Origin of the sequence: Halorussus halobius (genome assembly GCF_004765805.1) — an archaeon.
Classification (GTDB): domain Archaea; phylum Halobacteriota; class Halobacteria; order Halobacteriales; family Haladaptataceae; genus Halorussus; species Halorussus halobius.
The window spans coordinates 1-12656 of the sequence record NZ_SBIU01000005.1 but is presented as its reverse complement, the minus strand read 5'-3'; the positions used below and the strand labels follow the sequence as shown (position 1 = coordinate 12656).

Annotated in this window: 10 protein-coding genes and 1 tRNA gene; 5 read left to right on the top strand and 6 right to left on the bottom strand. The window is 68.3% G+C overall.

Going from position 1 to position 12656, the window contains the following annotated elements:
• Positions 1–8: 8 nt before the first annotated feature.
• The 3 genes from EPL03_RS14310 to EPL03_RS14300 all read right to left on the bottom strand — a co-directional run bounded on the left by EPL03_RS14310 (position 9) and on the right by EPL03_RS14300 (position 2235).
• A complete protein-coding gene (locus EPL03_RS14310; RefSeq protein ID WP_135830027.1) occupies positions 9–323 on the bottom strand; it encodes a hypothetical protein in 315 nt (104 codons plus the stop codon).
• Positions 324–388: 65 nt separating this feature from the next.
• Positions 389–694: a hypothetical protein gene (locus tag EPL03_RS14305; RefSeq protein WP_135830026.1), complete on the bottom strand. Its 306-nt coding sequence runs from the start codon at positions 692–694 to the stop codon at positions 389–391.
• 152 nt (positions 695–846) lie between these two features.
• Entirely contained in the window at positions 847–2235 is a 1389-nt protein-coding gene (locus EPL03_RS14300; RefSeq protein WP_135830025.1) for an ABC transporter substrate-binding protein, read from the bottom strand.
• Between the two features lie 221 nt (positions 2236–2456).
• Between EPL03_RS14300 and EPL03_RS14295 the strand changes: the two genes are divergently transcribed.
• The 5 genes from EPL03_RS14295 (at position 2457) to EPL03_RS14270 (ending at position 7081) form a co-directional block, all read left to right on the top strand.
• Positions 2457–3656 carry a phosphoglycerate kinase gene (locus EPL03_RS14295; protein WP_135830024.1) on the top strand — a complete coding sequence of 400 codons (1200 nt, stop codon included), beginning with the start codon at positions 2457–2459 and terminating at the stop codon, positions 3654–3656.
• Positions 3657–4160 carry a GNAT family N-acetyltransferase gene (locus EPL03_RS14290; protein ID WP_135830023.1) on the top strand — a complete coding sequence of 168 codons (504 nt, stop codon included), beginning with the start codon at positions 3657–3659 and terminating at the stop codon, positions 4158–4160.
• A 19-nt stretch (positions 4161–4179) separates the two neighbouring features.
• Positions 4180–4253: transfer RNA gene (locus EPL03_RS14285), tRNA-Thr, on the top strand.
• Positions 4254–4810: 557 nt separating this feature from the next.
• Positions 4811–5323, top strand: coding sequence for an NUDIX hydrolase (locus EPL03_RS14280; RefSeq protein WP_135830022.1), 513 nt, complete (start codon positions 4811–4813; stop codon positions 5321–5323).
• Positions 5324–6433: 1110 nt separating this feature from the next.
• Complete coding sequence (locus EPL03_RS14270; protein ID WP_135830021.1) at positions 6434–7081, top strand: helix-turn-helix domain-containing protein; 648 nt, start codon at positions 6434–6436, stop codon at positions 7079–7081.
• A 134-nt stretch (positions 7082–7215) separates the two neighbouring features.
• On the opposite strand, the gene EPL03_RS14265 is transcribed toward EPL03_RS14270, so the two are convergent.
• From EPL03_RS14265 to EPL03_RS14255, 3 genes are all read right to left on the bottom strand, one after another.
• The gene (locus tag EPL03_RS14265) at positions 7216–9243 is read right to left on the bottom strand and encodes a DUF2070 family protein (protein ID WP_135830020.1); all 2028 of its coding nucleotides are present in this window, start codon (positions 9241–9243) and stop codon (positions 7216–7218) included.
• 90 nt (positions 9244–9333) lie between these two features.
• A complete protein-coding gene (locus EPL03_RS14260) occupies positions 9334–9882 on the bottom strand; it encodes a GMP synthase subunit A (RefSeq protein WP_135830019.1) in 549 nt (182 codons plus the stop codon).
• Between the two features lie 674 nt (positions 9883–10556).
• Positions 10557–12656, bottom strand: a 2100-nt coding sequence (locus EPL03_RS14255) for an N-6 DNA methylase (RefSeq protein WP_135830018.1), incomplete at its 5' end; no start/stop codon positions are given.

The following is a 12656-nucleotide window of genomic DNA, read 5'->3' as shown; positions in this document are numbered from 1 at the left end:
GTCCCCCGTCACGACCGGACCAATCGCAGGAACCGCTTCCCGTCGCTCGGCGTTCCGGCGTACGGTCCCCGCGAGTACGTCTTCGGTACGACGGTCCGGTACAGCCTGTAGCTCTCGCCGACGAGGAGATTTGCGACCACCCAGAACGACGGGCCGTCGACGCCGCCGAGGAGTACGACGCCGAGTACGCCGATGGTGAGCCGGGCGCGTCCGCCCGCGAACAGAACCGGGAGCGCGTATCCCAGTTCGTGAGCCAACAGGAGGCCGAACGTTCCGACCGGAATCAGACAGTAAACCGCCACGCTCGCCAGCCAGATCGACATAGTCTCTCGTCACTCCCTCGATAGCTTGTCTTTTTCGACCGTCCGACAGTCGTCGGACCGACGATTCACGCGTCGAGGTGGGTCGAAACGTACCACTCCACGACCGCCAGCAGTTCCGCCTTGTCGCCGTAGTCGTTCAACGGGCGGTCCAGCAGTTCCGCTTCGGAGAGGTTCCCGACGCTCGCTGGCAGTTCTGGGTCGGCGTCCCGGTCCGCGACGTTCTCGGCGGCGATTGACTTCCACATCATGGCTTTCTGCTGGGGCGGTTCGTCGACGTCCCGAACCGTGACGTTCCCGACCTCGCGCAGCGACATCGCGCCGAACTCCGGCGACAGGTCGGGGAGTTCCTCGGCGTCTCGTGGCTGTACCATGGTACCTGCTGGTTCGTACGCGTTGAAAAACGTACCGTCCGTTGATACCTCGGGACGCGTATCGGTCGGTCGTCCCCGACGACGCCGAACCCGGGGCTGCCGAGAAACGACGCCACCGACTCCGAAAGAAAAGTCCGTCGTGGAGGCTCCGACTATCCGCCGCTGCCCAGCGCCTGCTCGATGACCGACGTGTACGACGACTCGCCGATGTTGAAGCTTATCTGGTCGTACACCTCGCCGCCGAACTCGTCCTCGAATACGCTGGTGAACCGCTCGGAGAGCTGCTGGCCGTAGTCGTTGTTCACGTACAGCGTCGCGGCCGAGGAGGCATCGAGCCGCTCGGACCCGACCTGCGCCATGACCCGGCCCTGCAACTGGTCGCTGGGCGCGGTCCGGAAGATGTAGTCGTCGTCCTCGAGGTTCGTGACCGACAGCGCCGTGCTGGACGGCGAGCAGCCGACGACCTCGTTCGGGATGAACACTTCCTGGGACACCGGGACGTTCACGCCCGAGGACGCCGACCCGCAGACGGCGGGCACGCCCGCACTGATCAGCGACTCGGCCGCGCTGACCCCCTGGTCGGGCGAGGTGTTGGTGTCCTCGTACTGGGCGTTGACCGTCAGGTCGAGGTCCGAGTCGTTTATCTGCTGGGGCGGTAGCTCGGCCGCGTTTATCATCGGACCGCCGACCGACGCGAGGTCGCCCGTCTCGGGCAGGAGGATGCCGACGCTGACCTCCCGACCGAGGCCGCCCGGCGACTCGTCGGCGCTCGGCCCCGCGCCGTCGGGGTTCTCGCCCTCGAAGCTCTGGGTCTCCTGGACGGTGACCGACTCGGACTCGACGCCCTCGAACTCCCAGATGGAGTAGGCCGCCGAGGCCGGGTCGCCCGCCTCGTTGAAGTTCGTCGCGCTCGACGCGCCCTGGTAGTTGATGTTCTCGCCGTTCGCGACCGCCTCGGCGGCGGCCACGAACTCGCCGGGGCCGTACTGCTCGCCGTCGGGGTTGGCGATGCGGCGCAACTGGTCCCTGATGGCGGTCCCGCTGTTCTCGCCCGCAGCGATGTTGGCGAGCGTGAGGAGCGCGACCGAGTCGTACGACTGGGAGGTGAACACGCCGGGGCTCTCGCCGTACTCGTCCTGATAGAGCTGGTTGAAGGCTTCCTGGTTCGGGCCGCCCGCAGCGGGCGCGGTCCCGGTGACGTTGGCCATGTCGTTGCCGACCTGTCCCGGCATCGCGCCGTCCTGCAGGCCGTCGGGGACGAGGATGTCCTCGGAACCGTCCGAGATGCTGTAGTAGTCCCGGAACAGCTGGATGCCGCTCTCGGGATAGCCGATGATGGTCAGCAGGTCCGGCCCGTCGCCCTGATTGCCGCCGTCTCCGCCGCCACCGTCTCCGCCGCCACCGTCCCCACCGCCGCCACCACCGTCGTCGCCGCCCTCGTCGCCGTCGTCGCCGCCGCCGCCGACACAGCCGGCCACTCCGACCGTGCCAGCAACGCCAACGCCCTTGAGCACGTCACGCCTTCTCGTGTGGTATGACATATCTGCCCATATAATCTCCTCTGTTATAAGTATATCCTTGACGGTAGAGCTACGGATGGGATAATTCACCACCCGTCGTCGAGTTGGGATTTGGGCCGCGAGCGGAGCGAGTATCCGACTCGGCGCCCACGACCGCCGTTTGATAGATATTCACTCGGGGCCGAGTTTTATTTGGTAGCTATCCCGACACATATATGCGTCCAGCCGTCGCACGAACCCGTATGCCGATACAGACCCTGGACGACCTCGCCGTCCAAGGGACCACGCTCGGAGTGCGTATCGACATCAACAGCCCGCTCGACGACGCCGGCGGTCTCGCGGACGACGCACGCCTCCGCGCCCACGTCGCGACCCTCTCGGAACTGTTGGAGCGGGGCGGTCGCGTCGCCGTCCTCGCCCACCAGGGCCGGCCCGGCGGCGAGGAGTTCAGGGACCTCCGGCCCCACGCCGACCAACTCGACGACTTCCTCGACGCGCCCGTCGACTACGCCGACGCCACGTTCTCGGCCGACGCCCGCCGCGCGGTCGAGAACCTGAGCGACGGCGAGGCGGTCGTGCTGGAGAACACCCGCTTTTACAGCGAGGAGTACATGGAGTTTTCCGCCGAGCGCGCGGGCGAGACCGAACTCGTCGACAAGCTCGTCCCGGTGCTCGACGCCTACGTCAACGACGCCTTCGCGGCCGCCCACCGCTCCCAGCCCTCGCTGGTGGGCTTTCCGGCCCGGATTCCCGGCTACGCGGGCCGCGTGATGGAGGCCGAGATAGACGTCCTCGGCGACATGGAGAGTACGCCCGAACCCCGGACGTACGTCGTCGGGGGCGCGAAGGTCCCAGACTCGCTGGCCGTCGTCGAGAGCGTGCTCGACCGAGGCGTGGCCGACCGGGTGCTGACGACCGGCGTGGTCGCGAACGTGTTTTTGCTGGCCGACGGGGTGGACCTGGGCGACGCCAGCGCCGACTTCGTCTACGACAACGGCTACTGGGACGAAATCGACCGCGCGGCCGACCTGCTCGACGAGTACGGCGACCGCGTCCGCCTCCCCGAGGACGTGGCGGTCGAGCGCGACGGCGACCGCCACGAACTCGCGCTCGCCGACCTGCCCCCGAAGGAGGGCGAAGCCGTGATGGACGTTGGGTCGGCGACCGTCGCGGCCTACGCCGCGGTCATCCGCGACTCGGGGACGGTCGTCCTCAACGGCCCGGCGGGCGTCTTCGAGGACGAGACGTTCGCGGACGGCACGCACGACCTCTTCTCGGTCGCGACCGAGGCCGACTACAGCGTGGTCGGCGGCGGGGACACGGCCGCCGCCATCCGACGGTTCGGCATCGAGGGGTTCGACCACGTCAGCACGGGCGGGGGCGCGGCGCTCAACATGCTCACGGGCGAGGACCTGCCGGCCGTGGAGGCGCTCCGGGACTGAATGGTCGCCGTCGAGCCCGGCCGCGTCGGGGACGCCGACGGGGTAGCCGACCTGTGGGTCGCCCTCGCCGCCGACCAGCGCCGGTACGGTTCGCACCTGCTGGCGGACGAGAACCGCGAGGTCGTCCGGGAGGCGTTCGCGCGCGACGCGGTCGCCGGCGAACTCCTCGTGGCCCGCGCGCCGCCGGCGAACGACGACCAGTCGAACGGGGGCATCGTTGGCTTCGCCACGTTCGGCGTCGAGTCCGGGCGCTACGACACCGACGCGGTCCGGGGCGTCGTCGAGAACGTGTTCGTCGTTCCCGACCGTCGCGGGGAGGAGGTCGGGGCGGACCTGCTCGCGGCGGCCGAGTGCCGCCTCGCGGACGCCGGGGTCGACGTGGTGGCGCTGGAGGCGATGGCCGACAACGAGGCCGCCCGGCGGTTCTACCGGCGCCACGGCTACAGTCCACACCGCGTGAAGCTGGAAAAATCGGTCGAAAGCGATACGCTCACAAAGGAGTAGCGAGAACGTCGCGCCACGCGCCAGGGGAGCTTGGGCGGTCCAAGCACCCGACTTGTAATCGGGAGTTCGTGGGTTCGAATCCCACCCCTGGCTTACAGCCGAAGCCGGACACTCAAGCGCTCCCTTACCGAGTATCGGTAACAGAGTACAAATACTGAACCCCCTGACGACACGCCGAGACGAATTCGTTGAACGGGAGACCCCCGCGTTTCCGTCTGGAGCAGACGTCGACGCCGCCCCAAGTCCAACTGGTCTCGGAGAACGCCGTCCAGGACGGTCAGAGAACAGTGAGAGACTGCTCCACGGTGACGATGGCTACGACGAGGCTCGAACGGTGCCACTGCAACCAACTACCGTCATTCCATCCCACGAAATGCATGGAGTCGATACACTCCCGGCAGACCGCTCCGGTGGAGCAACAGGGGAATCCACCGACGAGACACTCGGTAACTATACGTGCCGAGGGTCCAACCGAACGGGCTAACTCCGCGTTCATCCTCGCGGATGGCGCTCCACAGACCGGTTGATGCGTATCCTACCGAAGGTTCTGCCGTGAACGCGACACTGGCCGGTGCCCAGTTCAGATAATATACGAGATACACGCGGGTAGGATAGCAAAAGCTTTCAAATTAATTTGAATTCCCTCTAGTATGGTCGTTGCTGACCCCCGTCAACAGTATGATGACCTCTTTGAGAAGTGCATCGAGGAGGAGGTCGATGAGGAGACATTCGGAGCGCTCGAAGAGAACGAAGCATTCAGCGCTGGGTGGGCTGTCTCGGCGGTCGTGGTCGACGATAGTGAGCGAGTCCTCTTGGCCTATCACGGCGGCGATGGTTCGTGGCTCCTTCCCGGTGGGAGTGTTCAACCCGGGGAATCGCTCCGGGACGCTACCGTCAGGGAGGTCCGTGAGGAAACTGGCGTTTCGGTGAAGCCCGACCGACCCTACGCCGTCGTGGAAAATATCGTTCAGCACGGGGAGGATTCGCGCTCTTTTACGTTTGTTTTGTTTTCAGCCCACGCAATCACAACAGAGATCGGGAGCGAATTGGGGACGCCCGACGAGCCGATCGAGGACGCGGATTGGTTTGACGACCTTCCCGACAACGTTTTTAAGCGGGAAATAGCAGAACGGGTCCTCGAGCGAGTACGGCAAGGAGAGTAACGGTCTCTCCCTGTCATCGCGGTGCCTACGTACTATTGACTGTACAAGACGTTTGCCGAAGCGACTCGATATTTATTGAACTCGGTCCAGTAATATAGACAGCTACCATCCTCCTTCGCTATCCAGTTAGGGCGGTTCGAGAAGTGAGCGGGTCGTTCGGTTGGTTGGAACGAGGTTCGCAGACCTGCTTAGAGGACGTTAGACGCGGCCACTCTTGAGCTGGCGACGCGAGCGGACGGCGACACCTGTTCGGACATCGCCGTCCACCTCTACGCTGTGGCTGTTCGCTCGGAGAAACAGCGCGATTCTCGGACTTCTCGGCGTCGAACGGACGCACAGAGCGATTTGGAACTGAGTGCATCGGCTGGCTGACAGCGTGGGCGACCCATCAGTGGCGCGGCAGTCGACGGCATCCGCGTCCGTCGACCTGGACAGGAGAGTGTGGTTATTCAATCGTCTCCCCACCAGACGGTCGCTTCCGTCCTGCAGGACGACTGCCGGTCTCACGATTCCTCGGCGGCCGAATCGTACGACGGCCCAGCGACCCGGCCGCCACGAGCAGCTCGGGGTCGCGTCCACGCCGGCCGGGGGTCCGCGACCGGGTGGATGGTGCAGTCGGCGGGCGAACCTCGCGCGTCCAGCGGAACTCGCCCGCTCGGGTGGTTTGCCGGCGCTCGACCGCGAGGAGCCGCCGGCGGACGGCCGCTGTCTTTTTGCGTCTGCCGTGACTCTCACCTCCCATGGCCCTCTCCGAGGAAGAGCGCGAACGCATCGCCCGGTTCGTCTCGACGCCGCGCTACGAGCGCACGCCCGACCAGCTGCGCCCGGAGACCGACGACGGCTGAGGTTCGCCACGGCGTGACCGGCCGAGTCCCGTCTCGCTTCCGGCCTGCGTCGCTCCGACGAACGCACCACAAGACCTATTACGTACCTCCGGTGTCGATGAATTACCGCGGGTAGGGGTACCTTGCGGTGTTCTTTCGGCCGCGACGGGTGCCGACCGCGCTATCGACGCCCAGTCGCACGTCTCGTCGATGAATCGTCGGCTCGCGCCCGGAACGGGTTCAACTAAATCGTGCAATTGATGTCTGTCCTCGTCGAGCGTCCGCCGTGAGCATCCTCACCGCGTTCGACGTTCCGGCGGCCGACTTCCTGCTCGACCGGACGCTCGGGGCCGTTCCGGAGATGCGGGTCGAGATCGAACGGGTCGCCGTCGAGGACGAAGAGGTGACTCCGTACTTCTGGGGGGCGGGCGGCGACTTCGAGGCGTTCGAGGCGGCGCTGGACGACGACCCGACGGTCGACGACGTCGTCACCGTCGAGGGCCACGACGACGAGCGCCTCTACCGAGTGACGTGGGCGCGCGACGCCAGAAGCATCGTCTACGCCGTCTCGGAGTCGGAGGCGACCATCCTCCAGGCGACCAGCGAGGACGGCGACTGGTTCGTCGAGATTCTGTTCCCGGACGAGGCGGCGCTCTCGTCGTTCCAGGACCACGCGGCGACCCACGACCTCTCGTTCGAGCTCCGCCGGCTCCACGGCGCGACCCACTCCGAGGCGTTCGGTCGGTACGGCGTGACCGACGAGCAGCGCGAGGCGCTCGTGACCGCCTACGAGCGGGGGTACTTCGAGGTTCCCGGGGCGATATCGCTCGGCGAACTGGCCGACGAACTCGACATCTCGGCGAACGCCGCGTCGGCGCGACTCCACCGGGGGTACGCCAACCTCGTCCGGAGCACGCTGATACACGACGAGTGATCGCGCTCGAACCTCGCGACCGGTCCCATGGCATCCAGAGGTGGCCGGGGCGACGCACCGGCGACCCAGCCACCGAACCCCGGACGTCGACCGCCGCGCGCCGGCGGGTCGGTCCCTGGTCGCCGTCGGCCGCGCTACGCCCCCGCGAGCAGGAAGATGAGGAAGCTGATGACCATCGCGGCCAGCACGACGACCGCCGCCAGCGCCGCGCCCATCGAGATGACGGCGTTGGCGTGGCTCGCGAGCGTCTCCGTCCGGTCGTTGCCGAACACCGTCACCTCGGCGCGCTCGCTCGCCATGCCGGCCTCGACCGGCTCGAGGTCCGCGGTCGCCTCCGCGACCAGTCGGTCGACCAGCGCAACGAGCTCGTCGTCGTCGATGGACTCGCCCACCTGATTCGACGCCTCGACCTGGTTCACGACGTGGGTGTCGGTGGTCATCACTTCGGCCGCGTCGGCGGTCGGGGGCCGCGCGCCGTCGGCGCGAGGGGTCGGCTCCGCGGCGGCCGGTTCGGACGACTCGGCCGGCGGGTCCGTCGCCCCGGCGGTCGAGTCGGCGTCGTCGGTGAGCCGCGCCACGATGCGGTCCCGAAGCCCGGGCTCCATGTTGTTGCCGTCGACCAGCACGTAGGCGGTGCGGTGGTCGCCGACGTCGAGGACCGCGACTCGGACCCCGAGCGGGCCGATGCCGTCGCGGGGTTCCCAGTCGGTCTCGTCCCACGCGACCCCGAGCCGGAGGGGCCCGCAGTCGGCGTCCGCGAGTCGGTCGCCCGCCGCGCCCGCCGCCCGCATCATCTCGAACGACCGTTCGCTGCCGGGGTGGACGTGGCCGAGGTCGGGACCGTCGAGCCCGTCGTTGCAGTTGTGGGCGTCCACGAGCATCACGTCATCGACGCCGGCCGACCGGGCCTCGGCGGCCGCCGACAGCCCGACCGCGTACGAGACGTCGTCGGTGCAGACCGGCGAGAACGTCCCCACCAGCAGCGCGTCGTCCCCGAACCCCTGCCCGACGACCTTGGCGTCGCCCTCCTGGACCCGGACGCTCGGCGTCGCAGTGTCGTGGTACTCGATGTTCCCGTGGGCCTCGCGGGCGGTCTCGATGAGGGCGTCGACCTCGCGCTCGGTGACGAGGTTGAAGTCGTGGCCGGCGGTCGCGTGGGGCGGGAACGCCAGCCCGTCGGCCTCCAGCGCCACGCGCTCGGGCAGGTTGCCGCCGCCGATCTCCCCCATCGGGCCGGGGTGTATCATCGGCAGGACGAACCGGGCCTTCTCGCGGTCGTCGGAGCCTTCGGCGGCCGACGCGCCGTCGGCGTTCCCGTCGGCCGACGCGTCCTCGTCCGGCCGGCGGAACGACAGCACCGTGACCGGGACGACCGCCTCCTCGCCGATGGTCTCGAAGAAGTCCTCCAGTTCGCGGGTGCCCTCGGCGATGTGACCGATGAAGCCGCTGACGAAGTCGAGTACGCTCACGTCGAGGCTGCGCTTCCACGGCCGGTCGATGAACGCGACGAACGCCCACACCGCCACGCCGTAGATGACGCACATGATGCCCAGCAGCGCGAAGTCGACGGGGACGATGACGCCGAGTTCGGGCGGTGCCTCGTCCGAGCGCATGAGCAGGATGTCGATCACCGGGCCGCCGCCGAGTTCGAGGTAGCGCAACGTCCCGCTGTAGATGAAAAACAGCAGGGCGGCCGTGGCGGTCTGGACGCTGGCCGGAATCGCGGCGACGACGACCGACGTGCCCGACACCGCCATCACTATCAGCAGTCGGAGCGCGAACACCGACGCCAGCCCCACGATGAGTGCGTCGAAGACGAACCCCTGACCCAGTCCGGGCACGAAGTGGGCAACGGCTCCCGTTCCCGCCATGATGGCGACGATGAGCACCTCGCAGGTCAGCGCCAGCAGCGACGACCGGTTGTAGGTCAACTGCCCGCCGAGTTCCCGGTCGACGGGCGTGGTCACCAAGCTGGCGACGACGGTCGGCACGCCGATGAAGAACACCCCCTGCCACGCGTCCTCGAGGACGAACCGCGAGTCGAACGCCCCCACGCCCGCGACGCCGGCCACGAGCAGCGCGAACGCCACGCTGGCGTACCACCGCGGCGCGCGGAAGACGTACCGCGACAGGCTGGCGAGGTCGCCCTGCGTCGCTGTCATGTCGAGGAAGTACGAGGGCGCACGCTTAAAAGGTACTACTTGCCACCGGCCGACGAGTTGCGTCCGGTCGAGTTGGCGTGAGCGCCGCGACTACTCGCAGACCGCGAGGAAGTTCTCGAACAGTTCCTCGCCCTCGGCGGTGTGGGCCACCTCGGGATGCCACTGGACGCCGTACAGGTCTCGGTCGGGGTCGGCCATCGCCTCGACGTCGCAGACGTCGCTGGTCGCGGTGCGGGCGAACCCGTCGGGCACCGCCGTCACCTCGTCGGCGTGGCTCGCCCACACGCGGGTCTCGGGCGCGAGCGACCCGACCACGGGGTCGTCGTCGTCGAGCACCTCGACGGTCACGTCGGCGTAGCCGCCGTAGTCGCCCGACCCGACCTCGCCGCCCAGAATCTCGGCCATGGCCTGCATCCCCAGACAGATGCCCAGCACGGGCACGTCGAGGTCGAGGTAGTCGGCGCAGTTGCCGACGTCGTCCATGCTCGGGCCCCCGGAGAGGACGAGGCCGTCGGCGTCGAGGTCCGCCGGTGGCGTGTCGTTGTCGACGATCTCGGTGTCGACGCCCATGTCCCGGAGCGCGCGGTGTTCGAGGTGCGTGAACTGTCCGTGGTTGTCCACCACGAGGATGCGAGTCATTGGAGGGGCGTAGTCAGCAGTCGCACTAAAGGCGTTCGGTGGCGGCGGGGAGGGCGTAGAGTCGCAACAGCGGACTATCGACGCTCACGTCTCGCTCGTATTGTACCTTGCGTCGGTCCGGCGCGCGCTGGCGTCTTGTCGAGCGGAGCGAGACAAGGCTGGTGGGAGCGTGTCTCCCACGGCGCGACCCGTCAGTGGTCGCGCCCAGGCGCGCGAGGTCCTCGTGAGCGGACGCGAGCGAGGGCTCGTCAGCGCTCGCCTCTGACGGTGGCGGGGCGCGTTCGTGCGCCCCGAGGCTGGGGCGGCGTGAGGTTCCCGTTGTGCGGTCGCGGAGCGGTGCGGTCGCTCATTTGTTGAGGCAGTAGCTAGCTTCACGATAGCGTCTCTGTTGTTCCGAGCGTATCCGAGCTAGCTTCACGATAGCGTCTCTGTCGTTCCGAGCGTATCCGAGCTAGCTTCTACCTCGGGCTATGAGTGACCGCACCGCTCCGCGACCGCGCAGCACGGCACCTCGTCCTCCCCAACCGCTTGCGTTGCTCGGCCTTCGGCCTGCGCTACTCAGCCCTCGCGCGAATTGGCTCGACACGAGGTCTCGCCAGCGCACGCCGAGCGACCGGTGCAAGTCACGTCGTCACCGACAGGGGACGCGACGGCTCCAAACTGGAACGATTCCGTCACCCCGTTTCGTCCGGACTCAACACACCGTCAGCCAGCAGTTCCTCGACGAGGTCGTCGATTTCGGCCTGCACCGCCGCCAGTTCGTCGATGGTGGTCCGGTTGTACTCGCGCTTGCTCACGTCGACGTGCTCGGGGACGATGTCGTGGGCCGCCATCGAGAGGTCGGCCAGCCGTCGCTGGTCGGGCGTCCCCCGATACGCCGGCAGCGCGAGCTTCGAGACCACCGACTTCGAGAGGCTGGCCTTCCCCTCCGAGGCGAGGTCGCGCAGGCACGTCTGGTACGGGGCCGAATTCAGGAGCGCGGTCAGAAAGTGCGCCTCGTGCTCGTCCTCACAGGCCACGAACATGCAGTGGTCGCCCGGCACGACCGGCCGCTCGCCGAGTTCGGGGTCCGCGACCGTCGAGACCACCGCGAAGTGGGGCTTGAACCCGAGCCGACACCACACCACCTTGTAGTCGGCCCACGTGTACTCGCCGAGACCGAACAGGCTGTAGAACGGCCCCCGGTCGAGCCACGACGACCCGCGCGCTTCCAGTCGGTCGCGGTGGCGCGCCAGATAGTCGTAGGTGTCGGGATACCGGCTCCGGAGTTCGTCCTCGTTGTCCTCGCCCGCCCGCGCCATCGGCACGAGGTGGCGGTCGTGGCCGAACAGCCCGTACTTGACGACGTGTTTCGACCGGAGGTACGGATACACGAGGTCGGCGTCGAGGGCCGCGAGGTCGCCGGCCTCGACCGAGAACACGTCCTTGGCGTCGTCTTTCAGCCCGTGGCGTATCTCGTGGTGACAGTCGCCGAGCGCGCGCCGCTCGGCGTCCCGCCGCACCCACGCCGAGGTCGGGTCGTCGGGCTCGACCGGGACGAGGCTCGTCTCCGCCCGGGCCAGCGAGGCCCGCATCGCGTCGGCGCTCGAAAACGCCGGCGCGTCGGTCTCACGCGCCCCCGAACCCGACTCCCGCGTCCACGCGGTCGCTCGAATCGGGAACTCGGGGTCGTCGTCGGCCGAGAGGGCGTAGACGGCCGCTCCGGCATCGACCTGGTCGCCGAACGGCCGGAGGTCGGTGAAGTCCTGCACCGACCGCACTGCGACCGACCGGTCGCCCACGCGCTGGCTCCGGAGCAGCGTCCCGGCCGGCCCCTTCATCGCGTCGCGTTTCAACACGAACGCGGCGTCGCCGCCCGCCCGGAGGTAGCGGCGGACGCAGACCAGCGCGAACTGGACCGACACGTCGTCGTTGCCGTGGCCCAGCCGCGCCGCCGCCCCGCCGTGGGGAAACAGGTCGAGCGACTCGACGTACGTGTCCCGCCACGCGTCCTTGAGCCGGTCGGTGAGGTCGGCCCACGTCGTCCACGGCGGGTTGCCGACGAGGTGGTCGACCGCGAACGTCCCGGACTGGTCGGCCCTCGCGCGTTCGGTCCCGAACTCGTCGACCGCAAGCGGGTCCTCGCGCGTCAGCGCGAGCGCGTCCCCGAGGAACACCGGCACCTCGACTTCGGGCGCGTCGGCGGCCGCGAGTTCGGGCCCCAGCGCCAGGACGTAGCCCAGTTTCGCGCTCTCGACCGTGACCGGGTTGAGGTCGATTCCGAGGACCGACTCGGTGACGGCGTCGACTACGTCCGCCGGCGCGCGCTCGCCCGCGAGCGCCTCGCGCTTCCGGTCGATGGCGGCCGCGAGGAAGACCCCCGAACCGCACCCGGGGTCGAGGAACGTCTCGGTCGGCGCGCCGACGTCCAGCTGCTCGACCGCGAGCTCGGCCACGCCCCGGGGCGTGTTGTACTCGCCGAGCGCGAGCCGCGCCTCCCGGGCGAGGACCGACTCGTAGAGCGCCCGGAGGTCGCTCACGCCGGCGTCGAGCAGGTCCTCCCGGTCGAGGTCGGTCGCGGCCGGGCCGGACACCGACGCGGCGTCGGCCACCTTCGAGCCGAGCGACCCGAAGTCGACGTCGAGCGCGTCGGCGGGACCGCGCGGGCCCGGATTCGTCACTTCGAATCCGAGCGTCTCCTCGGCCGCGGTGAGGAGTCCGTCTACCACGAAGTCGTAGTAGAGCGCGTCCACGAACAGTCGCTCGCGGGGGCGTTCGGCGTCCATTCGCGCGAA

What these genes read in the sequence shown, in the direction of transcription:
- EPL03_RS14310 (WP_135830027.1), bottom strand. Translation starts at nt 323, where the DNA reads ATGTCGATCTGGCTGGCGAGCGTGGCGGTTTACTGTCTGATTCCGGTC.
- EPL03_RS14305 (WP_135830026.1), bottom strand. Translation starts at nt 694, where the DNA reads ATGGTACAGCCACGAGACGCCGAGGAACTCCCCGACCTGTCGCCGGAG.
- EPL03_RS14300 (WP_135830025.1), bottom strand. Translation starts at nt 2,235, where the DNA reads ATGTCATACCACACGAGAAGGCGTGACGTGCTCAAGGGCGTTGGCGTT.
- EPL03_RS14295 (WP_135830024.1), top strand. Translation starts at nt 2,457, where the DNA reads ATGCCGATACAGACCCTGGACGACCTCGCCGTCCAAGGGACCACGCTC.
- EPL03_RS14290 (WP_135830023.1), top strand. Translation starts at nt 3,657, where the DNA reads ATGGTCGCCGTCGAGCCCGGCCGCGTCGGGGACGCCGACGGGGTAGCC.
- EPL03_RS14280 (WP_135830022.1), top strand. Translation starts at nt 4,811, where the DNA reads ATGGTCGTTGCTGACCCCCGTCAACAGTATGATGACCTCTTTGAGAAG.
- EPL03_RS14265 (WP_135830020.1), bottom strand. Translation starts at nt 9,243, where the DNA reads ATGACAGCGACGCAGGGCGACCTCGCCAGCCTGTCGCGGTACGTCTTC.
- EPL03_RS14260 (WP_135830019.1), bottom strand. Translation starts at nt 9,882, where the DNA reads ATGACTCGCATCCTCGTGGTGGACAACCACGGACAGTTCACGCACCTC.